The 22876-nt window shown below is 46.3% G+C and carries 24 protein-coding genes and 1 pseudogene; 7 read left to right on the top strand and 18 right to left on the bottom strand.

Annotated elements, in window-relative coordinates; translation table 11 throughout:
* Nucleotides 1-66 precede the first annotated feature (66 nt).
* Together VIM88_RS05440 and VIM88_RS05435 are read right to left on the bottom strand one after the other, a co-directional pair.
* Nucleotides 67-381: an EF-hand domain-containing protein gene (locus VIM88_RS05440; protein ID WP_331861871.1), complete on the bottom strand. Its 315-nt coding sequence runs from the start codon at nt 379-381 to the stop codon at nt 67-69.
* A 168-nt stretch (nt 382-549) separates the two neighbouring features.
* Nucleotides 550-1176 carry an EF-hand domain-containing protein gene (locus VIM88_RS05435; RefSeq protein ID WP_331861870.1) on the bottom strand — a complete coding sequence of 209 codons (627 nt, stop codon included), beginning with the start codon at nt 1174-1176 and terminating at the stop codon, nt 550-552.
* A 148-nt stretch (nt 1177-1324) separates the two neighbouring features.
* On the opposite strand from VIM88_RS05435, the gene VIM88_RS05430 reads away from it, so the two are divergent.
* A complete protein-coding gene (locus VIM88_RS05430) occupies nt 1325-2557 on the top strand; it encodes an NAD(P)/FAD-dependent oxidoreductase (protein WP_331861869.1) in 1233 nt (410 codons plus the stop codon).
* Nucleotides 2558-2673: 116 nt separating this feature from the next.
* Complete coding sequence (locus VIM88_RS05425; protein WP_331861868.1) at nt 2674-3360, top strand: rhodanese-like domain-containing protein; 687 nt, start codon at nt 2674-2676, stop codon at nt 3358-3360.
* A gap of 51 nt (nt 3361-3411) precedes the next feature.
* On the opposite strand, the gene VIM88_RS05420 is transcribed toward VIM88_RS05425, so the two are convergent.
* The 14 genes from VIM88_RS05420 to VIM88_RS05355 form a co-directional block, all read right to left on the bottom strand.
* The gene (locus VIM88_RS05420; RefSeq protein WP_331861867.1) at nt 3412-3561 is read right to left on the bottom strand and encodes a hypothetical protein; all 150 of its coding nucleotides are present in this window, start codon (nt 3559-3561) and stop codon (nt 3412-3414) included.
* 1 nt (nt 3562) lies between these two features.
* Complete coding sequence (locus VIM88_RS05415; RefSeq protein WP_331861866.1) at nt 3563-3775, bottom strand: hypothetical protein; 213 nt, start codon at nt 3773-3775, stop codon at nt 3563-3565.
* 25 nt (nt 3776-3800) lie between these two features.
* Nucleotides 3801-4334, bottom strand: a complete 534-nt coding sequence (mog, locus tag VIM88_RS05410; protein WP_331861865.1) for a molybdopterin adenylyltransferase — start codon at nt 4332-4334, stop codon at nt 3801-3803.
* A gap of 76 nt (nt 4335-4410) precedes the next feature.
* Nucleotides 4411-5229, bottom strand: a complete 819-nt coding sequence (locus tag VIM88_RS05405) for an SDR family NAD(P)-dependent oxidoreductase (protein ID WP_331861864.1) — start codon at nt 5227-5229, stop codon at nt 4411-4413.
* A 3-nt stretch (nt 5230-5232) separates the two neighbouring features.
* Nucleotides 5233-5910, bottom strand: a complete 678-nt coding sequence (locus VIM88_RS05400; RefSeq protein WP_331861863.1) for a 3-methyladenine DNA glycosylase — start codon at nt 5908-5910, stop codon at nt 5233-5235.
* 11 nt (nt 5911-5921) lie between these two features.
* Nucleotides 5922-6734: an NUDIX hydrolase gene (locus VIM88_RS05395; RefSeq protein ID WP_331861862.1), complete on the bottom strand. Its 813-nt coding sequence runs from the start codon at nt 6732-6734 to the stop codon at nt 5922-5924.
* Between the two features lie 87 nt (nt 6735-6821).
* Nucleotides 6822-7262, bottom strand: coding sequence for a VOC family protein (locus VIM88_RS05390; protein ID WP_331861861.1), 441 nt, complete (start codon nt 7260-7262; stop codon nt 6822-6824).
* A 218-nt stretch (nt 7263-7480) separates the two neighbouring features.
* Nucleotides 7481-9067, bottom strand: a complete 1587-nt coding sequence (locus VIM88_RS05385; protein WP_331861860.1) for a glycoside hydrolase family 76 protein — start codon at nt 9065-9067, stop codon at nt 7481-7483.
* A 136-nt stretch (nt 9068-9203) separates the two neighbouring features.
* Entirely contained in the window at nt 9204-9764 is a 561-nt protein-coding gene (gene bioV, locus VIM88_RS05380) for a pimelyl-ACP methyl ester esterase BioV (RefSeq protein ID WP_331861859.1), read from the bottom strand.
* Between the two features lie 2 nt (nt 9765-9766).
* A complete protein-coding gene (locus VIM88_RS05375) occupies nt 9767-11443 on the bottom strand; it encodes an ATP-dependent metallopeptidase FtsH/Yme1/Tma family protein (protein WP_331861858.1) in 1677 nt (558 codons plus the stop codon).
* The gene (mtaB, locus tag VIM88_RS05370; RefSeq protein WP_331861857.1) at nt 11418-12668 is read right to left on the bottom strand and encodes a tRNA (N(6)-L-threonylcarbamoyladenosine(37)-C(2))-methylthiotransferase MtaB; all 1251 of its coding nucleotides are present in this window, start codon (nt 12666-12668) and stop codon (nt 11418-11420) included. Before mtaB ends, VIM88_RS05375 begins: the two co-directional genes overlap by 26 nt.
* Nucleotides 12668-14353, bottom strand: a complete 1686-nt coding sequence (locus VIM88_RS05365) for a mechanosensitive ion channel domain-containing protein (RefSeq protein ID WP_331861856.1) — start codon at nt 14351-14353, stop codon at nt 12668-12670. Before VIM88_RS05365 ends, mtaB begins: the two co-directional genes overlap by 1 nt.
* Nucleotides 14350-15402 (bottom strand): 3-dehydroquinate synthase, encoded by a 1053-nt coding sequence (gene aroB / locus VIM88_RS05360; RefSeq protein ID WP_331861855.1) that lies wholly within the window; start codon nt 15400-15402, stop codon nt 14350-14352. The genes VIM88_RS05365 and aroB overlap by 4 nt, the downstream gene beginning before the upstream one ends.
* Before the next feature lie 98 nt (nt 15403-15500).
* On the bottom strand, nt 15501-16925 hold the full coding sequence (locus VIM88_RS05355) for a COG3400 family protein (RefSeq protein WP_331861854.1): 1425 nt from the start codon (nt 16923-16925) through the stop codon (nt 15501-15503).
* A 62-nt stretch (nt 16926-16987) separates the two neighbouring features.
* On the opposite strand from VIM88_RS05355, the gene tgt reads away from it, so the two are divergent.
* Complete coding sequence (gene tgt, locus VIM88_RS05350; protein ID WP_331861853.1) at nt 16988-18112, top strand: tRNA guanosine(34) transglycosylase Tgt; 1125 nt, start codon at nt 16988-16990, stop codon at nt 18110-18112.
* A gap of 14 nt (nt 18113-18126) precedes the next feature.
* Here the strand turns inward: tgt and VIM88_RS05345 are convergent, their stop codons facing one another.
* Entirely contained in the window at nt 18127-19017 is an 891-nt protein-coding gene (locus VIM88_RS05345; protein ID WP_331861852.1) for a 5'-nucleotidase, read from the bottom strand.
* 125 nt (nt 19018-19142) lie between these two features.
* On the opposite strand from VIM88_RS05345, the gene VIM88_RS05340 reads away from it, so the two are divergent.
* The 4 genes from VIM88_RS05340 to VIM88_RS05325 all read left to right on the top strand — a co-directional run bounded on the left by VIM88_RS05340 (nt 19143) and on the right by VIM88_RS05325 (nt 22404).
* Nucleotides 19143-19490 (top strand): gamma-glutamylcyclotransferase family protein, encoded by a 348-nt coding sequence (locus VIM88_RS05340; RefSeq protein WP_331861851.1) that lies wholly within the window; start codon nt 19143-19145, stop codon nt 19488-19490.
* A 49-nt stretch (nt 19491-19539) separates the two neighbouring features.
* Nucleotides 19540-20103, top strand: coding sequence for a LemA family protein (locus VIM88_RS05335; RefSeq protein WP_331861850.1), 564 nt, complete (start codon nt 19540-19542; stop codon nt 20101-20103).
* A gap of 4 nt (nt 20104-20107) precedes the next feature.
* The gene (locus VIM88_RS05330) at nt 20108-21979 is read left to right on the top strand and encodes a DUF2207 domain-containing protein (RefSeq protein WP_331861849.1); all 1872 of its coding nucleotides are present in this window, start codon (nt 20108-20110) and stop codon (nt 21977-21979) included.
* Between the two features lie 83 nt (nt 21980-22062).
* Nucleotides 22063-22404: a hypothetical protein gene (locus VIM88_RS05325; RefSeq protein WP_331861848.1), complete on the top strand. Its 342-nt coding sequence runs from the start codon at nt 22063-22065 to the stop codon at nt 22402-22404.
* Nucleotides 22405-22639: 235 nt separating this feature from the next.
* Here VIM88_RS05325 and VIM88_RS05320 read toward each other — a convergent pair.
* Nucleotides 22640-22876: pseudogene (locus VIM88_RS05320) on the bottom strand (hypothetical protein); the annotation flags it as partial.

Below are 22876 nucleotides of genomic sequence, written 5' to 3'. Positions count from 1 at the left end.
AACATGCCCGCATTCGCGGGAATGTTGTATAGAGGAGCAAACTTCATCTGCGGCTTCTTTTGTCTTTCAACCAAAAGTGACACAGCCTTGGTTATGATGCATTTTCTGATGTAAAAGAAACTCTTCTTCACTGATAGCTCCGTCTTTGTTGACATCGATCTGGTTAAACGAGTGAGCCTCTCCTGCATTTCTCAGCATTCTGCCTTCATCCGCCCGCTTCTTCATACGTATTTCTCTTGCTTCATCCAGTTCACTTTTAATGATCTTGCCATCTTTGTTTAGATCAAATTCTGAAAACGTAGGTTTATCTGCAACCCATGCAGGTTGATCTGCTGCCCACACACCCGTGGCGAACAGCGCCACAATCATTAATTTTTTCATGGCTTTCTCCTATCTATTGGTTTATTTTCTATGATCAGACCTGATCAGAAAATTACCCTATTCTATAACCTGTGTGTGTAAAGTATGTGGATTGAAGGGGATAAGAGGTGTGAAGCGTACACCCTTGCCCTGCAAGGACAAAACAGGGTGCACTTCTGGGTTCAGAAATTAGGGACAATTCCCTGTTGGGCAGTTGCTCTTTCTCTCCGTTTGGTGTATACGGAACTCTTCCTGGCTTATGACTCCGTCCTTGTCCGTGTCAATATCAGCAAAGCTGGGTGCATTTTTTCCCATACCTTGTTTCTTACCTTTACTCGGACAACCGCATGCGCCAGCTCTTTTGGTCCATTTTTTCATCTCTTCTTCCTGATGCAGACGGAACTCTTCACGGTCCAGTGACGCGTCTTTGTTCTTGTCCATATCGGCAAAGGCAGGAGCATTTTTTGCATGTCTCAGCATTTTCCCCTCGGCCTTCTTTTGAGCCATACGTTTTTCGCGCGCTTCATTCAATTCGCTTTCGGTGATCTTGCCGTCATTGTTAAAATCATACTCCTCAAAGGTCGGCTGCTTTGTCATACAAGAGCTTCTCTTGCCTGACATGCTTCGACCCATATAGTTTTGCCACTCTTCATCACTCATGCTCTGCATACGCTTTTGCATCTCTGCACGAAAAGCAGGTCTGTCCTCTGCAGGAACACTTCCTCGCATCTTCATCATCTCATCTGTACTCATTTGAGAATAGTCCGCAGCCCAGACCGCTGTAGCCAATAGTCCGACCATCAATAAACTTTTCATACGTATTCCTTTGTGGATTGGGTTTGTTCTTTTCAAGAAAAAAACTGAATTCATTATACTCTTTAAATGTGTATTGTGTGTGAAACTGATGAGGGATTTATGCGATTTTTCGCTATGATGTTGATTATTTTTAACGAAGGGATCTCGTGTGTCAAAGTATGATCTCATAGTAGTGGGTTCCGGAGCGGCTGGCATGATGGCTGCCATCACTGCTGCACGTGCAGGCAAGTCTGTACTGCTTCTGGAAAAACTCTCCAAGATAGGCGCAAAGCTCAAAGCTACCGGCGGCGGGCGCTGCAACCTCACCAACACACTTTCAAACGAAGATTTCATGGCCCGCTTCGGACGGGACGGCCGTTTTATGACCCCTGCACTGGAAGCCCTGGACCACAAAGCGCTGATGGCATTTTTCAAGGAGATAGGTGTGGAGAGCCATGCACCTGACGGCTACCGGGTTTTTCCCGTGACACACAGTTCCACCACTATCATCAATGCCATGGAAAAAGAGATGCAGCGTCTCGGCGTAAAGGTCCTGTGTGCTCAAAAAGCAGAAACGTTAACACATGACGGCATAAAGGTTACGGGTGTTCAGACACGGACCGATACCTTTCATGCCGATGCCGTTGTGATCGCCACCGGAGGGATGGGCTACCCTATGCTCGGAGCGGAAGGAGACGGCTACCCTATGGCTGAGTCCGTAGGACATAAGGTCACTGACCTCTACCCTGCCATGATGCCGCTCAAGACCAAAGAGAGCTGGGTGAAAAACTGCAGGGCAGATACCATCGCAAAGGTCTCCATGCATGTTGATATGAAAAAATATAAAAAACTTTCCGCCAAAGGGGATCTCATCTTCACCAAAGACGGCATACGCGGTCCTGTGGTCCTTGATTTTTCCAGGGAGATCACCCCGCTGCTGAGTAAATTTGATGAAGTGCCCATACTTGCGAACTTTACCAAAGGGATGAACGAAGAGCAGATACGTGACCATTTCAAGCAGGAACTGGCCAAAGATCCCCACCGAAACACACTGCAGCTGCTTCAAACCCTGCTTCCCGAGTCTGTAAGTCTGGAACTCTGCAAACTCGCAGAGGCTGACCCTGCCCTGACACTGGGCAAACAGTCGGGAGCCGCAAGAGACAGACTCATCAAACTTCTGGTATGGACACCGCTTACCATCAACGGGCACGACGGTTTCAAGATGGCGATGATCACCCGCGGGGGCATACATCTCAAAGAGATCGATCCCTACACCATGCAAAGCAGGAAAATCAAAGGGCTCTACTTCTGCGGAGAGGTCATGAACCTTGACGGTCCCTGCGGCGGCTATAACCTGCAGTGGTCTTTTGCCAGCGGATACTTGGCAGGGAGGCTAGAGTGATACTTTCCCGGTTTTTACCGGGAAAGAGTGCAATGATGATCCCTTTTTTCCTGCTACACATACTTTCTACAAACCACATGATACTATAGCAAAACCCTCGAAACAAAGGATAAGCTATGTTACCAACCAATATCACTTTCTCTTTTCTTTTAGCTTCTGCCATAGTACTGGCACGTACAGGTTTCGAATATGAAGGTGTCACAGTAGAGACCGTCGATGCAAACGGCAAGACCAAGACTGTTGTGGTCAAAAGGGACATTCCTCCCGAATGTAAAAAGGTATCCATAGACAATACCACGGTATGGACAGGGAACTATGCCAATCCCAAAGTGCCCGAAGCATGCAAGTCCACATATGTACATACGGTAGGAAAACTGCTTCCCATACAGTTACATGAAGATATCATGACGTATGGTGAGCTGGAAGTGCTTGCCTTTATGAAACAGATGCAGAACGATGATTCGATGATGCTCATTGATGGCCGAAAGCAGGAGTGGTATGACTACCGTACCATTCCCGGAGCGGTCAATATGCCTTTTCACCATTTTAAAGAGCGCAAAAGTTTTGAATTTGAGTTCGAACGTTCCTTGAAAATGCTGGGTGTGAAGAGAAAGAAGGACGGGACACATGATTTTTCCCACGTAAAAACCGTTGTCATTTTTTGCAACGGTCCATGGTGCAGCCAGTCAGTAGCGATGATACAGGCACTGCTTGAGATCGGTTACCCTGCAGAAAAGATCAGCTGGTACCGTGGAGGTATGGAGTCATGGCTGGTTGCAGGCATGACCTCCACCAGAGAGTAGATCCGGCATGACCTGGCACGTATGTTAACGTGGAGATCAGCGGTAGAGGGTTCAAAGCAGGAACATTCCTGCGATAAGAAGTAAAAAAGGTATGAAGGCCAGCAGATAGATCTTTTTTTGTGTTTTTGCAGCTTTCTGTGCACCCCAGAAGAACAAAATGACACTTACGATAAAGATCGTCAAGATGGCGGCGTTGGTCATCTTACTTCTTCTCCAACTCTTCTCTGCCCAGTTTATCAACCATTTTGATACTCTCAAGCGCATTGTTGAGTATCTTTTTGGTGGAAGTAAGCGGCTTCATATGAAGGTTGGTCTGCTTCTTGTCAAGACTCTCGTCCATCAGAACATCCATCACTTCTTTTTCGAGCTCTTTGATGATCTCATTGATCTTTGCTTCTATAAAATCTACATTCATATTAATTAGTATGTCCTTGTTCTGCTTACTTTGCCTTAGGTCTGAAGACCTTGATCACTTCTTCATTCGCTTCCATGTAGCTTCCGCCTATCAGGTCTATGCAGTATGGCACGGCTGGGAAGACCGCATCCAAACATTCACGGATGGACTTTGGCTTTCCGGGAAGGTTGATGACCAGTGAATTGTGGCAGATACCTGCAGTCTGACGCGAAAGTATGGCGGTCGGTACGTACTGCAGACTGACCGCTCTCATCTGTTCGCCGAACCCCGGAAGCAGTTTCTGGCAGACATTTTCCGTTGCTTCGGTGGTCACATCCCTCTTCGCAGGACCTGTCCCGCCCGTTGTGACTATCAGGTCACACTTTCTTTCCCGTGCAAGCTCTATGAGCGTGGTCTCGATAAGGCTTTGCTCATCCGGGATACATCGGTATTCATATTCACACTCATTCAGCAAATACTCTTTCATGGTATCCATAATGGCTACACCGGAGATATCTTCATAGATCCCCTGTGAAGCCCTGTCGCTTGTGGTGACAACACCTATTTTTATCTTATCCATATACTATCCTATTGTTTTATTCCGCAGATTATAGCAAAACTCTTTTAATACAGTTTTTTGGTGATCCTGCCTGGTACTACTCGATCTTCGTCAAGAGCCTGTCCAGGTAAGAGGTACTCAAGATCCGTTTGAAGTATCCCAGCAGGTAGGTCGCTTTCGTGATATAGTAACGAGGTTTTGGCTGATCTGCCAAAATGATCTTGTGGACCACAGCTGCAACCGCATCTGGCCCCTCTTTAAAAGGTACTTTCTTTTGTGTTCTCTCTTTGAGACTGCGGAGGTATTTCTCTTTAAATACAGAATGTTCGATATCGACGTTCTCTTCAAGCTTTTCAACTGCGGTCTGCCTGAAATGGCTCTTGATGGGTCCGGTATTGAGAAGTACGGGATAGATGCCCGTATCTTTCAATTCCAGCCTGAGGGTGTCTGTCAGCCCCTCTATGGCGTATTTGCTTGCATTGTAGGCACCGCGCCCGAAAAGGGAGATAATGCCGAGTACAGAACTGTGCTGAATGATCTTCCCGTGCCCCTGCGCTCTCATCACGGGGATGATCTGTCTGGTACACTCATGCAGTCCGAACACATTGGTTTCAAACTGTTCGCGCAGTATATCTGTGGTAATGTCTTCTACCGCGCCGGGCTGTCCGTAGCCTGCATTGTTGAACCAGACATCTATACGTCCATCCAGCTCCAATACCCTTTCGATCACTGCAGTGATCGTTTCCGGCCTGGTCACATCCAGCTGCATGGCATCTTCGAACCCCAGCGCTTTCAGGCTCTCTACATCTTTGGGGTCTCTTGCAGTAGGATAGACCTTGATGAATGTATCGTTGAGATACTTAGCCGTTTCAAGTCCGATGCCTGTACTGCATCCCGTGATGACGATGTTGGTCATGTGTTATCCTTCCAGTTGCTTTTTGAGTATGTCTGTATTGACATCTTTACCCCGTATATGCTCCTTGGCATACTCCACGATCATTCCGTGAAAACGTGCATAGAGCGTATGCAGTGTCAATTCACTGCCGAACAGTTGGGTTATTTTATCAAAGTTTGCTTCGATACCCTCTTGCATCCACTCCTGTATCTCCATATAGCTCTCAAAATGGTAGCCGAATGCCTCCAGCAGTCTGGCCGTATAGCTGTCGATCACCAGGACCTCCCGTCCGCAGCCATAACAAAGGATCGAATCCGCACTCTCCATCCCTATCCCTTTCTGTCCAAGCAGCCACTCCCGTGTCACTTCCTCTTGGAACCTCTCAAAGGTATGGAACTCATCGAGCATGTTTTGACAAAGTCTTTGAAGCCTCTGGGCTTTGGTATTGTAAAAACCGCTCGGCTTGATAGCACTGGAGATCTGCCCGGTCTCGGCTTGGCTGAGCGCTTCCAGTGACATCAGGCCGGCCTCTTTCAGGTTTGCCAGAGACGCTTCTACCCTCTCCCATTTTGTCTGCTGGGTCAGGATCGCACCGACGATGACCTCAAAGGTACCGCTGTTGGGCCACCATAACGGATCCCTGGCCGTTTTGAGATAGCCCAACTTCTTAAGGGCATGCAGCAGATCATAACTACTTTCCAAAAGAGATGCCTTTAGCTGTCCGCAGCACGCTGGGACAGATACTCTTGCAAAATAGCACCGTGGTCAAAGACGAGCTTGTCCATCGGTATCTCGTCCAATGCGTAAAGCTTTGCCGTTTTTGCATCATCTCCGCCTTTGGGCTCCCCCTGTGCCTGTGCCACAAAGACCACACTCGCCGTGTGGAACCTCGGGTCGCGCTTGGGATCGGAATAGACACCCAGCAGCCTGCTGATCTCGACCTCCAGGTTCGTCTCCTCCTGCATCTCCCGTACCATAGCCTCTTCCACACGCTCACCCACATCCACAAAACCGCCCGGCAGTGCGAGCCCTTTGGGATCATGGCTGCGCTCTATAAGTACAATACCTTTGAATGTCTCTCCCTCATACAACTCTATGATACCGTCCGTCGTCAGATACGGTGTCTTGGGACGAAAAGGCATAGAAGGCATCTTTTGTCTCGTAAAGAGTGCAAACGCTTGCGCCAAAGAAAGCAAAAACGTAGCGGCAAGTAGTCCAAGTGAGACAGGTGAGCGGAAGACTTCACTGGCTTGCAACAGAAAATATGAGTGTATCGTTACGGCGAATAGTCCTCCAGCCACCAATAGCCAAGAAAAAACAAAGCCAACTGCGCGTCCCTGGATGAGTGCCTGATGACCATAAAATACTAACACTACCAATAGTAAATTAAGAATAAGGAAAAACTGGATGCCACCAGGCATCCCGAACAGTTCCCACTCATTCCAGTAAGCAGAGTCGATCTCGTGCGTAATAAGAACTGCTGCGTTCAAGAGGTAGAGCCATATAATGATAGGTTTAGCTGGCATTAAATATCCTTTTAATATGCTCTTTGTCTTATTATACCGCCTACAGAGAAGTGGAACAAGAAAACAAATACATTCTTATATGTCATACTACGAACTGAGCATACCGGGACGATCAATCTCCTCATTTTCATAGTAACGAACTTCAATCACATTTTCATCAGGGTCTCTAAAATAGATAGACATACCTGAACCGTGTGCACCCCAGCGTTTAGCAGGACCATCGTCAATGGATACTCCATTTTTTTTAAGTTTTTCCTGTAGCAATTCCCAATTTCTTTTACTTGTAGAAAGACAAAAATGATTAAGGTTTGGACGGCAAACATTTTCTGGATTTGTCTTTTCCCAAAGTTTTTTAGGGAAAAGGTCGATGATGGTGTCTTTCGTTAAGCGAACAGATGGGAATGGCACTTGCTCATTATGAAACTCCTCTATACGTTCGCCATGTAATTCGAGAATTTCCGTATAGAAATGGAGAGAAGTATTAATGTCTACAGCATTGATAACAATATGATCCATTTTGAAATCCATGATCTATTCTCCAAGTGTATATCAAATTAAGATCAACATTTCCTATATCATTTTTTGTACTGTGATCTAAAGGGAGCGCTGATCGCTATTTAGTATACTATCAGGAAACCACGTAGTGTTTTCTGAAAGCAGACGAGATGTATAGATCCTGACAACGGAATCAAAATCTATTTTCAACGGTTGCCGGATCAGGATAAGGTCATTTATTCTGCATGAAATTACCTGATGCTGCTCTTGAACAGGTTTATATAGCCATTGACGCCATGGCAGACGGCGTCTGTCCTTACTTCCTCTTTTGTATTGCTCCTGATAAGCCCGCCAATGGCTTTCTTGGGTTGTTTCAAAAAATAGGTGTTTGCTTCGGAATAGGTGTTCTGTATCAGCCAGCGCATCATTTTCATCATAGGCTCTTCGTATGCCATGCAACCTTTCCAGTTCTCTTTCTTGCACAAAAGATACACTTCCGAAGTGACTTCATTGATCCATCCGATCCCGCTAGTATGCTGCCCGGTTCCGATCCTGCCATAATTATACAGATCATTCGAATTAGTATGCTGCCGTTTCAGAATCTCGTTGAGGCACTTCAGCAACACTTCTTTGTACACTTCATTTTCGCTGATCTTGTAGAAATCAAGAAGGCTCATCACACCCCAGCTTGTCGGTACCGAATCTGTGGGTGTCCGATAATCATCTTTTAAAAAATATCCGTCATGCTCCGCTCTTTTAAGAAAGTGATCGGCCAGTATTTCAGCGGCCTTGTAATAGCGTTCATCCGATGTGGCCGCATACATCCTTGAAAAGGCCGATAGCACCTCTCCTGTATAGAGGGTTGAGTATCTTCTGTCGAACACCTCTTCTCCGTTTTGGATCTTAACCTGACTGATCACGGTACCATCAGGGTTTCTCATGCCAAGCAGCCAGTCAGCGGCCAATACTGCGGAATCCAAATATCTTTTATCTTCCGTCCGTGCATAGAGTTCCAATAAGGTAAATATGGTTTTCGATACTGTTCCGACAACAAATCTATGGTCTTTTTCCCCTGTTTCCAGTGAGAGGGAGTAGTGAAATGCCCCCTTGTGCTCTCCTTTCTGCACCTGCATGGACAAGATAAAATCGGCGATAAATGGAATACGTTCGACGATCCTTTCATCCCTCTCCAGATCATTGAGTTTTAAGAGGCTGTAGAGACTGGATGAAGTGTAGGTGGTGATGACCCTATTGTCAAAAGTACCGCTGATAGCACTATAGAGTTTATGGAACCCATAGGTGTTTTTGTCCATTGCACGCAGAAGATACTCTTTGGCATCCCTGATCTTGCTGTAGATGATATCCTTGTCCAGATGCTGAATGGCCACTACATCATTGATAAGCTCCTTGGCTTCACCCCTGTATTCGATCAGGGAATATTCCTGGGACCCGGAGCGGGAAAAAGAGATCATGAATCTTGCATCCCTTAGATCCTTTTCACTCAAATGCGTATAGCCGCGAGCTGCTATGAGGTTTTGAACCGCATTTTTAACTGCCTGGTGAAGCATGGGACTTTTTCCAAAGCCTGTACAGCTCGCCACTCCATGCAAATAGGGTGTGACAGATACGGTCCAGTTGCCTTCAAGCGCGATCGCTCCCGGGGAAGAAACGGGTGTGCCTGAAAAATGGGATCGGACGATCGAACGGGCAAAGTGCAGTACATCATTTCTGAGATTCTCATTCGAGATCGAAACTGCAGGTGCGGGATTGACGCTTGAAGCGAATCCTGAATTGATCAGCCAAAAAGCTACAATCAGGCAACGATAGATCTTTTTCATTTTTTAATGTCCCCTTCACGTTTTGATAATTATAACGGAATCAAACCCTGTTTTTGGCTTTTTACACATGATGATATGTTTATTCTATACGGAAACAGATGAGACAGGAGGAGACATGCGGAAGCAGTGAAGATGCTCAGTGGATGTTTTTGGGGTAGTGTTTCTGTGAAATGCTTACAACCATTTCAGCCTGCAGTATATGCCCTACACCCTTCATGAAATAGGTCGTTGTCAGGGGCTTGAAGAACTCAAATGCCTGCTGTGCATCTATGATCTTGTCCTTTTCTCCAAGGAAGACCTCTATCGTCGTGCCTCTGTCGAGCACTTCCTGTATCTTCTTCTCATCCCAGGTATAAGAAAGCAGTGCTTCAAGCTCATCTTTGGTACCCACCTTCAAATACTCCGAAAGGTCCATACTGGAAGGGTAAGCGGCATTGGCCAGGAACTGTTTGATATAGGCCTCCTGCCCTGCATCAAAGTAGCGCAGCTGGGTACGGACAAAGCTTGGTTTTTCTGTTTGAAAAAAAGCCGGAGAGAGAAGGATCACTCTGTCTATACGCTTGTTCGCATGATAGGCATACTCAAATGCCTGCTGCGCCCCGTAGGAAAAGCCTGCAACACAGTAGTCGCTCTCTATAAAATACGGTGCAAAGAGTGTTTCTTCTCCCTGAAGGGAGAATCCGTTAAAGTATTTCATGGCTAAAATATCTTTCGCAAAATGACCCTGCACTCTTCTGCCGTAATGTTCTCGTGGGCCAAGAGAAAACCGGAGATCTCGCTGAGTGCTTTGTCCAGTGTTTGTAAAAGGTTTGTCACTTCTGAGACCGATTTGCGTAAAAGTTCCTCTTCCTGCTGAGGGGTGACGATGAAGTTGTCGCTCATACCATACTCGTAGACCACTTTTCTGACTATCTCTTTTGCCTGGGCAATGTCTATACTCGAATTGGTGAACTGTTCATTGTAATGCATTTTTGTTGCGATGCTCCCCGCAAGGTAGACCTTGATGCGTGCAAGCAGCTGGCTCTTGGAGAGCAGCTCATGTTCCTGGTTCAGGAGTCTGGTATTGACAATACCTATTTTTTCAAACTCCACATCCAGCCACGTAGCGATCAGCGCCTTCGCACCTTGATAGACCGCCTGGATCTCTCTTTCCTCTTCCGTGAAAGAGAGTATCTTGCGTTTTCCCAGCAGCACTTTCTCTTTCACCGCTTCAAAATCGGAGGTCTCCACGACGCTTCGCCCTTCTCTCATCGCATAGATGGCCGCTTCATTGGTGAGCGTATCGAGTGCGGCAGAGTTGAAACCTACCGTCATACGTGCCACATGGTTGACATCCACTTCATTGGGTTTATTGGCAAGATAGAGTTCGAGGGTTTTGGCCCTGTCTTCCAGGTCAGGCAGTGAAATATGTATACGCCTGTCAAAACGTCCTGCTCTGAGCAGTGCTTCATCCAGCATCTCTATCTTGTTTGTCGCACCGATCACGATGACACCGGAACTCTCTTCAAACCCGTCCATCTCCGTAAGCAGCTGATTCAGTGTAGCTTCTCTTTCATCATTCCTGAACTCGCCACGGCTTTTACCTACCGCATCTATCTCATCAATGAAAATAATGCTCGGTGCCATCTGTTTGGCCTTTTTAAAGAGTTCTGAAACCCTTTTCGCACCCATACCCACGTAGATATGGACAAAAGAGGCACCGCTTTGGTAAAAGAACGGCACCCCTGCTTCTCCCGCTACCGCTTTTGATATGAGTGTCTTACCTACACCGGGAGGGCCTACGAGCAGTACCCCTTTGGGCAGACGGATATCCAGATCACGGTATTTTTGCGGTTCTTTCAGGAAATCGATGATCTCTTCAAGCTCCTCTTTCACATCTTTGATCCCCGCTACATCTGCGAAGGTGACATTGGAAGTGAGTGCCTGTACAGGTTCCTCTTTGTGTGCACCATTTTCTTTGCTGACCGATCTTATCTGCTGTAGCTGCTGCAGCCTGTTCTTCTGCATAACCCTGTAGAAAAATGCAAATGCCCCGATGACGATGAACAGGGAAAAGAGATCGTAAATATAGCTTTTGTCTTCACGTACTTCTACAGGATATTTAGTGAAAAATGCTGTGGTATTGATCGCATCTTTATAGATCTTGTAACTTTCTGCTGCGGTCTTCAGCCGTATCAGCTCTCCGTCTACGATCACTTTTTGGATCTTGTCTTCCGTGTAGAGTTTATTGGCCTGATCATGCGTGATGAAGGTATCGGTATCCCTCAGGGTTGCAAATGCCAAAAGGAGGATCAGCGCGACAAGCAGTCCGGCAATGACCTTTATATTTTTGGTATTGAGAGATGCGTAGCTAAAGTTTTGCTTTATTGCCTTCATGGGATACCTCCACATTATTTAGAATGACCCAGTTCGAACTCAGGTCCTCATCACTGTTGACAGAGACTTTGTTAAAATACTGGTCAAATCCATGATAGATACCATCTGTACCGCTCTCAAGCAGCACTTCAAGGTTCTCTGCATGTTCCCGTCTGAATGCGAAGTTCTTCGCTTTGATGATATCGGTAAGCTCTCGATGGCGTTCTTTGGCTATGTTGCCTCTGACCTCAGGTTTCATCGTTGCCGATGGGGTATTGTCACGTTTGGAGTAGGAAAAAGCATGGACGTGTGTCAGCGGCAGCTCTTTGACCCTTGCTATCGCCTCGGCCCACTCCTTCTCATCTTCACCGGGATGCCCTACGATATAGTCGGTCCCCAACGCATAACCATGGTCCGCGATCTTTCTGAAAAGTTCCAGGTCGGTCCTGTATTCATTTCGTCTGTTCATCAGTTTGAGCATTTTGTCACTCGTATGCTGCAGGGCTATATGGAGGTGTCTTGCCATCCACGGCTCACTGAGCAGCTCCATGAACTCATCATCGATCTGTATAGGCTCCATGCTTCCAATACGTATGCGTCTCACTCCGCGGATCATACTCATTTTTTTAAGGAGTTTGGCCATGGAGGTATCGTGGTCCCTGCCATAGCTTCCCACGTTGGTTCCTGTCAGGATGAACTCGCCAAATCCGTTTGCGGCCAGTTTGGTGATCTGCTCGAGTATGGTCTCTTCTCTATGAGAACGTGCATTACCGCGTACGGACGGAATGATGCAGTAAGAACATCTGAAGTCACACCCCTCCTGGATCTTGATGAACGCGCGGCTTTTCCCTACGAACTCTTCAACGATGGTGGAATCTATGTGCTCCAGGTCGCCTATTTCGTAAAAAGGCTGCTCATGTTTGAGTACCGCATTGATGTTCTCTTTTTCTGAATGCCCGATCACACCAAATACTTTTTTATCTTCGAACAAGGCCTCGCCTTTTGAATGCGACCCGCAACCCGCCAGGATCACTTTGGCATTCGGGTTCTTACGTTTCATAGAGGCGATGTAGTTGCGTACAGAAGAGTCTGCACCGTTGGTGACCGTACAGGAGTTCACCACTATATAATCCGAGTTCAATTCGTTGTCCGTCAGCTCATAGTCTTCAAGCTTGGACATCATCACCTGTGTGTCAAACTGGTTGGTACGGCATCCGAACGTTTTAAAATAGACTTTTTTTTGCATTAGAGTGATGTCCCTTCTGGCGGCATTTCTTCCAGATTCGGTACCGGTTTAGGTACGTCCTTATCCATATAGATAGACTGCGTAGGGAAAGCAAGATGTATGCCTTCTTCAGCCTGGATACGCGAAATGATCTCAATGGATATCGTACTTCTGAGCGTCATGGTCGCGTACGAGTTCGTAAGATACCATGCGGATATTTTCAGACCATAGGGTTCTATGTGGGTAAAGATACGAGGCTCAACGTTCGTATTTCTCATTCCGTACTTGCTTCGAAGTTTGTTGAGCTGTTTTCTTGTGATGTCCGTATACCCTTTTGAGTATTTTTTCGTGATCTCCTTGGCGATCAGTGTGGCTTTCTGGGCATCAGAATCAAACGTAATGACAAAGTCTATCCCGTCCCATACGGTTTTCAGTCCCGCATGAGAGTAGTTGGCGATCATATCCGTAAAGATGAAGTTGTTCGGGATGAAGATCATACGCCCTGCTCTTCGGTTGGTCATATAGGAAGTGAGGTTGATATCTTCATGCATCGTCATACGAAGCATGGAAATATCCACGATATCCCCTACATACTCCACACCTTCCCGTACAAAACGGACCCTGTCACCTACATGGATGGCACCTCCGAGTACAATGGTCGCCCATCCCATAAGAGACATGAACCAGTCTTTCATCGCAATGGCAATACCCGCTGAGGCAAAACCGAGAATGGTAACAAGATAACTTACATTTTCGATATAGGCAAGGAGCAGGGTCAAGATCAGAATCGTGACAAAAGAGATGTTGAGCGCTTTGTTGATGGCATAAAAGCGTTCATCCTCTGACATATATTTTTTGACAAAATGTTTAATAAAGAACAGAAGAAAGAGAAAGAGGAGAATGATCGCTCCGATGACCATCGTTCTTTCCATTTCTTTTTTAATGCTGTTCTTCAGGTCGAGTTCGATCTCATCGATCTTTTTACTATAGACATTTTGGGTGGTTTTGAATATCTCCATGACAGGGATGAATGTCTTGATCTGGTCCTCCACCTCTATCAGTTCTTTCCTGTAGGCTTCGTTAAGAGGGTCCAATATGAGCAGTTCATTGAGAATAACCTGTTTCTCCCTCAATTTTTCCATAATGGAGCGCAGCGAGTCAAACCTGCTGTTATACTCGTTCATGTCTGACTGCAGTTTTTCTCTATAGGAAACAGCACTGATGACAGAAAAAGGACTTTCCACATTCGGTACCTCATCAATGACCGGAGGCGTCAGGAACTTTTTGAAAGGATCCTTTTCATACTCATGCAGCAGTTGCAGTTTACCAAGGATCGTAATATGCGTGTTTCTGGCACTTTCCAGCTCTTCTTCTTGCTCTTTCGTACGTTTTTTCAGTTTTTCCAAACGGCTGATCGTTGCTTCTATGGCATCTTTCTGTTTTTCCAGCTCTTGGTAGATATGGTAGTTGCTGTAGATCTTTGACCAGATGTTGTTGTCGCCCAGTTCTTTTTCCAACGTTTCTTTTTGAAGAAGAAGCGGATTGATCTTTGCCATATCCAGAGCAGTTGTGTTTGCATCCCCCTCTTTGGTCTCATTTTCCTCTACCACCGTTGCATTCACCGCGGTATTTACAACGGTCGGTTCAGCAAAGGCCCCGCTTGCCGAAAGAAGTGAAAAAACTAAAATGATATGTTTGAAGTTCATTTGCCCTCTCCAAAACTTCGAAGTACTTTTTTGACCGTACTTTCATCAATATCCGACACCATCTTATGATCACCCAGACCATTGGGCAGAATAAATTTAATACTCCCTCTGGCAGACTTCTTGTCTAAAAAGAAGTGATCATAAAAATCGTCCACGTCTTTGATCACGTACTCCGTAGGCAAAGAGGACTTTTCTAAAAGTGCTTTCACCTCCTGCGCCTCTTCTGCAGTGAACAGCCCCAGTTCCACAGCCAGTGCATTGGCCATTACCATGCCTATGGCTACCGCTTCACCATGCAGGTAGGTAGTGTAATTGGTCTCATTTTCAACGACGTGTCCAAAGGTATGCCCGTAGTTGAGCACCGCACGTATGCCGGCTTCCTTTTCATCCTGGTTGACGACCCATGCTTTGAGTTCCACAGATTTCCTGATCACCTCTTTGAGTGTTTCCGTATCGTGAAGGTCTGCAGTCTGCAGGAACCTGAAATAGGATCTGTCAAACATCACAGCCATTTTGACTATCTCCGCGATCCCTGCAGCGAACTCTCTCGGAGGCAGTGTCTTCAAGAATGCCGGATCGATATAGACGGCTTTGGGCTGGTAAAAGGCCCCTATCAGATTTTTGCCGTATTTGTTGTTCACACCGGTTTTCCCACCCACAGAGGCATCGACCTGGCTGAGCAGTGTGGTAGGTATCTGGATGAAGTCAATACCTCTTTGATAGAGGCTTGCGGCAAACCCGGTCATATCGCCTATCACACCCCCGCCGAAAGCGATCAGCAGGGATTTTCTGTCAAGCTTGTATTCAAAACATTTATTCAGTATATTTTCTACCGTTTCCAGGGTTTTGTATGCTTCTCCGTCCGGTATCGTGACCACATGGAGCTGCGCAGCCTTCAGGTGCGAAAGCAGTGTTTCCAGATGATATCCCGCTACGGTCGGGTTGGTGACCACCACCACATTGGTATCAAAAGTCAGTTGGGGTAATGTATCAATCGTGATGTCATAAGTAATGTTCTGGGCCTGCGCTAATTCGATAGGAACGATCATCTAGTAAAACCTTGCGTTATTAAATGCTTTATTTTATCTTATTTGACATTAAGTATCTTTTAACCTTGGCCTAAATGCGTGTATACTCCCGAAGAGGGCTAGACTACGGCAAAGGGAACGAGCAGTTTCGGGTGCTTTTGTGTCGTAAGAAGGAAGTCCTGTATCTTGCTGGATATCAGCTTCTTAAAGCTCTCTGTATTGAGATCTTTTTCAAACGGTGCGATCTGAAGCACGTTCTTCATCCTGGAAAGTTCACGTATCGGGTTGGAGACCCTTTGTTCGATCTTTAGCTCTGTGTTGAAGATCTCTGCCAGGGTCTCATAATGCTCAATGATCATATGTTTACTCTCAAGGTCACCTTCCGGGTCAAAGTTCCCCAGGGTCATCTCTAGACCCAGGGTCTCGGAAATATCAAAGGCAGATGAGGAGATGGACTCCATTTTTTCATTCTCATCCATCAGTACCACAGTACTTTTGATATTGTAGAGCAGATTTTCACCAAAAAGGAAGACCAGTTTTTTCATATGGTACAGGGTCTCTTTCAGCTCACCTGATTCAAAGGTAGGAATACTGTTCATCACCAGTCCGACATTATGCTCATGGATATCATACTCTATCAGTGCTGTAGTATCCTCTTCCTTATAGCAGATAGAGATGGTCACATTTTCTGATTCGTACGTTTTAAGCTGATCCAGCAATTCGAAATCATTAGGGAACAGAACACGGACCACCAGTCTTTTATTATCCAACTTTTCAACCAGATAGATACTCTCTTTGAGATAGAGCAGTGCATTCTTCTGATCATGCCTGAAATCCAAAATAAGATAAATGTTCTTACCGAACGGTTCGGGGAAAAGCCCCAGCCTTTTATTGATGGTTTTATACACACCGTCAAGTACCATAGGTTTTCCCAGGATCAGCAGAGTATCGTTAGGCCGTATCATGGTTTCATTCGTAGGAAGTATCTGTTTTCTCTTGCGATACAGGGCAGCGATCTTCCATTTTCGCTGAAGTATGGAACCGATGTGCCTGTAGGCGTACGCGCTTCCAAATGGCACATGTACCTCCATGATCTCTCCTGCGCCAAGTCCGACATTCTGTGCTACCAGCGGCACATTGGGAAGATGGTCATAGAGATGGGCCGCTATAAGCTCGTTGCTGTTTATGATGGCCACGTTGTCCATATCTTTTCCGATCTTCGGATCATCCCACTGATTGACAAGTACGATACGTATTTTGATCTTCATCAGTGCCAGGTTCTTCAGTACATAGTGTGCATCTTCCCGATCCTCCATCACGATAAACACATCAGAAAATGTTGTGTTTTCCATAATTTGGCTCAGTTTTGAGAAACTGGTAGGGTCTGCATCTATTATTCTGATATTGGTACCGATCTTTTCAGGCATGGTATCTTTTTTATAGCTGGTCACATAGTACTGGTTTTCTGCAACCCGGTTTTTACTCACCCAGACTATAAAATGTTTTGCAATACTGCCGCTGGCTAGAATAAGTATATTTTTCAATAGATGCCTTGTATCGTTTTTAGGTATAATTTCCCAATTATTTTTGGGGGAATTATAACACAATGGAATTTCAGATAGATAAAACCGATGGCAAAGCGAGAGCCTGCACCATACAAACCGCCCACTCTACGATACGAACACCCGTGTTCATGCCTGTGGGGACAGTAGGCGCCGTCAAGTCGCTCGATGCCACAGACCTTGCCACCTTCATCAAGCCGGAGATCATCCTGGGAAATACCTATCATCTCTATATCCGTCCGGGAGATGAAACGATCAAAACGATGGGAAAACTGCACGGATTTACCAAATACCCCAAAAGTTTTCTCACCGACAGCGGAGGATTTCAGGCTTTTTCCCTCTCTGACAATGTCAAGATAGATGAAGGCGGTATCACCTTCCAAAGCCACCTGGACGGAAGCAAACACTATTTTACCCCCAAAAAGGTCATCGACATCCAAAACAACCTGGGATCGGATATCATGATGATACTCGACGACCTCGTTGCTTTACCCGCGACACAGGAGCGTATCAAGGCCAGTATCGAGCGTACGACACGCTGGGCACAGGAGTCCATCGACTATCATCGGGAGAATCAGAAAAAAGGTATCGGTGTCGACCAAAATATCTTTGCCATCATTCAGGGTGGTACAGACAAGGTGTTTCGTGAGAAATCAGCCAAAGAGCTCTGCAGGATGGATTATGACGGTTTTGCCATCGGCGGGCTGAGTGTCGGTGAGGCCAACCAGGATATGTATGACACGGTAGAGTGGACCACCCAGTTCATGCCCGAAGACAAACCCCGCTACCTTATGGGTGTGGGCACGCCGGAAGACCTGGTAGAGAACGTTTCACGCGGGATAGACATGTTCGACTGTGTGATGCCTACAAGAAATGCGCGTAACGGCACACTCTTTACAAGTTTTGGGAAAATGAACATCAAGAAGGCTGAGTATACAACGGACGCAGGGCCTGTCGATCCTGAGTGCGGCTGTATGGTCTGCCAGACCTATTCGCGCTCCTACCTGCGTCACCTCTTCCGTGCAAGAGAGATCACCTACTTCAGGCTGGCGACGATCCATAACCTCTACTATTACCTCGATCTGATGTCACAGATGAGAGAAGCGATACTGGAAAACCGTTTTGCGGCATTCAAAGCGGATTTTTATGCCAAGAGATCCCAAAAATAATCGTGGGTTCTTAGCTAGCACCTGTAAGGCACTTTTGCCGAAGGGGTCTCTTTGGAAGTATGTACCAGGTGGGTATCCTGGTCATCAAAAAAGATGTCCGCACCGAAGGCTTTGACCACTTCGTATTTCTGTACACCTCCTTGGAAAAAGGCTTCATCCACACGCACACCCCACCCTTCCAGTGTCCCGAGCACCCTTTCATGGGTAGAGAAGTTTCTCGCGGTCACCAGTGCGGTGCGTATGGGTGACCTTTCCATCGGAAATTTGTCCTGTATCTCCGAAATGGTTTTGAGGAACTTGAAGAACGGGCCCTGGCTCAGCGGATGTTTCGCGTTTTCCCGTTCGTGTTCGATGAACGCTTCCAGCCCCTTTTCCTGATACACTTTTTCACTCTCGTCACCAAAGATGACGGCGTCACCGTCGAAGGCTATCTTGACCATGTCGCTCTCTTCCGAAGTGATGGGGGTGTGGGGCAGTATGGTGGCAGCAGCAACACCCGAGTTTATCGCTTCTTCCACGTCTGGTGCGTGCGCAGAAAGGAAGAGGTCCACCTTAAAGGCATCCAGGTAACGTGCAACAGGAGTCCCCGCGGTCCATCCGGTGCGTTCTATGTCCAGGTTGTAGTGTTCTATGGAACGCCCTATACGCAGCCCCGTTGCCGCATTGTTACGTGAGAGGATGATCACCTCTATCAGTTTGTTATCGAATTTTTTGTTGATGGCAAGCAGGTTCTGTACGAACCGGAAGGCAGAGCCTTTGGCCAGGGGATCCTCAAGACGGGAGAGCTGATAGTCATAATAGGCTTCGAGCCCCTCTTTGTCAAAGATACTGTTTTCTTCTTCAAGGCTGAAGAGCGCACGGGAAGAGATCGCAATGACAAGTTTATCCTGTAGATCATAAGCCATAGGTTTCCTTTAGGTGTTTGCTGTATTGTAGTCAATTTTACTTTATGAGATAGATAGAAGAGCCTTCCAAATTAAATCTATGCTAGAATTCTCTCACTGAACAGCACCCCAATAAAGGTTATCAGATGGAAACACTTTTTGTCTATGGTACGCTTATGCCAAATTGTCCCAACGGGCATGTACTGGAAAATATCGTCGGTAAGTTCGTTCCTGCAACGGTAAAGGGAAATCTTATCGGTGCGGGGTGGTCAGCCTCTATGGGCTATCCGGGGATCAAACTCGATCCCCATGGCGATACGGTACACGGTTTTTTGTTCTACTCGCGCAATCTCGATGACCACTGGGAATACCTGGATGAGTTTGAGGGAGAGGAGTTTGTACGGACCGAAGTAACGGTGGAACGATTCGATGAAATGGACGTAGACACCTTTATCTATGTGCTCAAAGAAGATAAAGAGAGTCTGGAAGAATAAAAAACAACTATTCTGTTATAATTTAACATCACATACCAAAGGGGAAAGCATGAGTTTTGGAAATATCGTTCTGCTGATCATTGTAGCGGTCGCGGCCTATCTGGTGGTCATCTATAACAGGTTCATATCGTTGCGGACAGGGATCGATGCAGCGTGGTCAGATATAGATGTACAGCTCAAGCGCCGTTATGATCTGATCCCCGCACTGGTCGATACGGTCAAAGGGTATAAAGAGTATGAAGCAGAAACACTTGAAAAAGTGATACAGGCACGTCAACAGGGCTTAAGTGCAGAGAGTATGGATGAAAAGGCAGCCGCTGCCAATATGATCTCCGGTGCATTGGGCAAACTTTTCGCACTGGCAGAAGCCTACCCTGATCTCAAGGCGGATACCACGTTCATCAAACTGCAAAATGAGCTATCGGGTATTGAAGATGCCATCCAGAATGCAAGGCGCTACTATAATGCCATCGTGCGCGACTATAATTACAGACTTGAATCCTTCCCGGACCTCTATGTGGCCCGCAAATTCAATTTCACCGGACGTGAGTATTTCGAACTGGATGCAAGTGAAGCGGAAGCCGCAAAAAAGATGCCAAAGATAAACCTCTAGTTGTATGCTTAGACTGCTTCTCATCCCCCTGCTCTTTTTAGGGTTTGGCGCATCTGCCTTGGCAGAAAAGATCTCACACTACAAGATAGATGTGACCGTCGAACAGAGCGGCGAACTTGCTATCGTGGAGTCTATCACCTATGACTTTGAAGGAAACAGCAAGCACGGTATTCTTCGCGATATTCCCTATACCATCCAAAGAGAAGGCGTCGTAAAAGACCTGGGTCTCTATGCATTTTCTGTACAGCTGGACGACGGCATGGTCCCGTGGCAGCAGACCACTATGGCTTCCACACAAGCAGGCGATGTCATACGTCTGAAGATCGGCTCGGCGTCCACCTATGTGACGGGGAAGCATCGCTATACGATTGCCTACCGCGTCAAAAAAGGTGTGCTTCCAGCCGCACAAGATGAAGACAGCGATGCCGTCCGTTGGAACATCATCGGCACAGGATGGCAGATACCCATAGAGAATGTTGAGGCAAACTTTTTCCTGCCTGACTCATTGATCCAACAGGATATCACGCTTTCAACCTATACAGGTCGTTATGGTACCGTACATTCTTCTGCAGCAAGCAGCTGGATCGATCCGAGACACCTGCAGGTCGGCATCGCAAAGCTTGCGCCCTATGAAGGTGCCACCGTTGAGATGGCCTACCCTGCGGACATCCTGGACCAAAACGGACTTGAGAATGTCACTCCATCGTTCCTCCAGAGGATTATCGGTCACGTTCACTGGTTTGCCTTGGTCGGTTTTTTACTCTACTTTCTTGATGTATATAAAAAAAATACCGGCTTTATAGACAAACGCTCCATCGCCGTGCAGTACGAAGCTCCCAAAGGGTTGAGTGTGCTGGAGTCGGGGCTCGTACTGGATAAATTTGCCGATACGAAAGACTTTGCGGCAGCCGTCCTGGAGCTGGCACAGTTGGGCTATCTCGAGATAGACCAAAGCACCAAAGCACTTGATCCTGTCTTGATACGCAAAGAGAAACATACAGAAGGTCTGAGAATGGATCAAAAGTACCTGCTTGACCATGTACTCTTCAAAGGCAGAGACCGTTTTGTCATGACAGCAGGTTCAGAATCAAAGGCTTCCGCACTGCAGCAGGGGTTTGAGTATATCAATACCCATCTTTACAAGTGGTCTGTCGCAGACGGCTACATGGTTGAAAACCCGCAAAGGGTACGTAGGCATTTTTTGACCAAGAGTATCCTGCTGCTGCTTCCAGTGGTCGGACTGGTGCTTTACAGCCTCTATATGAAGTTCGGAGAAGCGGTCATTTTCCTTCTTCTCTTTCCTCTTGTTTTTGGCGCTGTAGGCCTCAACATGATGACACTGAAAAGAAACTGGCTTGCAAAAATAACCGGGTTGATCTTCGGTCTGGCCGGTACGATGCCGCTGCTTTCGGTGCAGAAAGCAGGTATCAGCCTCTATGAATTGATCGCAGGTCCCCTGGGGGTGCTGATCGTCCTGGCTGCCGCCTTGGTCTTTACCTATAGAAAGATAGGAAAGTTCACCCAAAAAGGCGCCTATGCATCTACCCATCTTTTAGGTCTGAAAATGTTTATCGGACGGGTCAAAGAAGATGAGATCAAGAGACGTTTGGCCATGGACCCTCTCTATCTGGAGAAGCTGCTTCCCTATGCTGTTCTTTTTGACGAAACAGACCACTGGCTCTCTTTTTATGACATGCTTCATGTTGCTGCACCGCATTGGTACCTTGGAAACATTTCCAATATCGCCCGTTTCCCCTCTTCGATGAGCGCGGCATCCACCATACCTTCAAAAAGTGCTACCGGCGGTGGCGGATTTTCGGGTGGTGGCGGTTTCTCCGGAGGTGGCGGCGGCGGTGGAGGCGGAAGCTCCTGGTAGTCTGCCTGTTGCCGCCTCCCTGATAAATATGTCAATATGACATATTTTTAGCGAATACCTATAAAATATTTTACAATACCGCTATGTATAAAAATAAAAAAGAAAGACTCTACATCTCTGACCTTCTGGATGATCCGGCTGTACCCTACCCCTCTTACTATGTGCTCAGCCCTGCGATGCATAAAAATGAAATGCTTCAGACAGCCCTCATCGCTTTGCACAGTTTTGATTTTTCCTATTATGAGACAGCCAGAAACTATGAAGATATTTTTGCCATGCTGCATTCAGGCACATTCCCTATCTATAAAGAGAAGTACATTGTGGGGTATTTTGGAAATAAACTGATGTATCTGGAGTCGAACGGATGGAAAGGTATGCCTGCTACAGAGGAGATCTTCAAGATGGAGAACTGGCTGGTTTGCTAGGTTGGGAAAAATAATTTGTACAAATTAAATATATAATTTTTTAATTAAGACTAATTTTATCTTATTTAGTTACAATTCAGACATATCTTAGGTATGGCGGTTTTTTATTCTTCCTCCTTTTATTAGAAAACATTGTTGTTTAGACTACCAACGAAAACAACCTTCCCCCTGCCATATCTAAGATAAAACATCCTATCTAACCCAACCTACTTACTACTATAAGCAAGCTGATCCGCTATCTGTATCTGTGACGGTTTTCGTATTGCCTTCTATTTTGATAGTATCCATACTTACCTACGTGTGCACGATAACGGTTTCTATGATGGTATCTGTATCCATTATGGTAGTAGTGTCCATTTCTAAATCTTTTTCCCTTATAGATATAATATCCGTCACGATACACACCGCCGTAATAGTACATACCGTCGTAATAATAGTATGGCCTGTCATAATAACGCGGGTAACTGAATAC

Source organism: Sulfurovum sp., from assembly GCF_036568385.1.
GTDB lineage: Bacteria > Campylobacterota > Campylobacteria > Campylobacterales > Sulfurovaceae > Sulfurovum.
The sequence above is the reverse complement of the archived record's forward strand: the minus strand, read 5'-3'. Positions and strand labels throughout refer to the sequence as shown.

What these genes read in the sequence shown, in the direction of transcription:
- VIM88_RS05385 (WP_331861860.1), bottom strand. Translation starts at nt 9,067, where the DNA reads ATGAAAAAGATCTATCGTTGCCTGATTGTAGCTTTTTGGCTGATCAAT.
- VIM88_RS05395 (WP_331861862.1), bottom strand. Translation starts at nt 6,734, where the DNA reads ATGCCAGCTAAACCTATCATTATATGGCTCTACCTCTTGAACGCAGCA.
- bioV (WP_331861859.1), bottom strand. Translation starts at nt 9,764, where the DNA reads ATGAAATACTTTAACGGATTCTCCCTTCAGGGAGAAGAAACACTCTTT.
- VIM88_RS05375 (WP_331861858.1), bottom strand. Translation starts at nt 11,443, where the DNA reads ATGAAGGCAATAAAGCAAAACTTTAGCTACGCATCTCTCAATACCAAA.
- mog (WP_331861865.1), bottom strand. Translation starts at nt 4,334, where the DNA reads ATGGATAAGATAAAAATAGGTGTTGTCACCACAAGCGACAGGGCTTCA.
- VIM88_RS05365 (WP_331861856.1), bottom strand. Translation starts at nt 14,353, where the DNA reads ATGAACTTCAAACATATCATTTTAGTTTTTTCACTTCTTTCGGCAAGC.
- VIM88_RS05345 (WP_331861852.1), bottom strand. Translation starts at nt 19,017, where the DNA reads ATGGCTTATGATCTACAGGATAAACTTGTCATTGCGATCTCTTCCCGT.
- VIM88_RS05325 (WP_331861848.1), top strand. Translation starts at nt 22,063, where the DNA reads ATGTATAAAAATAAAAAAGAAAGACTCTACATCTCTGACCTTCTGGAT.
- VIM88_RS05340 (WP_331861851.1), top strand. Translation starts at nt 19,143, where the DNA reads ATGGAAACACTTTTTGTCTATGGTACGCTTATGCCAAATTGTCCCAAC.
- VIM88_RS05405 (WP_331861864.1), bottom strand. Translation starts at nt 5,229, where the DNA reads ATGACCAACATCGTCATCACGGGATGCAGTACAGGCATCGGACTTGAA.
- VIM88_RS05435 (WP_331861870.1), bottom strand. Translation starts at nt 1,176, where the DNA reads ATGAAAAGTTTATTGATGGTCGGACTATTGGCTACAGCGGTCTGGGCT.
- mtaB (WP_331861857.1), bottom strand. Translation starts at nt 12,668, where the DNA reads ATGCAAAAAAAAGTCTATTTTAAAACGTTCGGATGCCGTACCAACCAG.
- VIM88_RS05335 (WP_331861850.1), top strand. Translation starts at nt 19,540, where the DNA reads ATGAGTTTTGGAAATATCGTTCTGCTGATCATTGTAGCGGTCGCGGCC.
- VIM88_RS05390 (WP_331861861.1), bottom strand. Translation starts at nt 7,262, where the DNA reads ATGGATTTCAAAATGGATCATATTGTTATCAATGCTGTAGACATTAAT.
- VIM88_RS05425 (WP_331861868.1), top strand. Translation starts at nt 2,674, where the DNA reads ATGTTACCAACCAATATCACTTTCTCTTTTCTTTTAGCTTCTGCCATA.
- VIM88_RS05330 (WP_331861849.1), top strand. Translation starts at nt 20,108, where the DNA reads ATGCTTAGACTGCTTCTCATCCCCCTGCTCTTTTTAGGGTTTGGCGCA.
- VIM88_RS05415 (WP_331861866.1), bottom strand. Translation starts at nt 3,775, where the DNA reads ATGAATGTAGATTTTATAGAAGCAAAGATCAATGAGATCATCAAAGAG.
- tgt (WP_331861853.1), top strand. Translation starts at nt 16,988, where the DNA reads ATGGAATTTCAGATAGATAAAACCGATGGCAAAGCGAGAGCCTGCACC.
- aroB (WP_331861855.1), bottom strand. Translation starts at nt 15,402, where the DNA reads ATGATCGTTCCTATCGAATTAGCGCAGGCCCAGAACATTACTTATGAC.
- VIM88_RS05420 (WP_331861867.1), bottom strand. Translation starts at nt 3,561, where the DNA reads ATGACCAACGCCGCCATCTTGACGATCTTTATCGTAAGTGTCATTTTG.
- VIM88_RS05440 (WP_331861871.1), bottom strand. Translation starts at nt 381, where the DNA reads ATGAAAAAATTAATGATTGTGGCGCTGTTCGCCACGGGTGTGTGGGCA.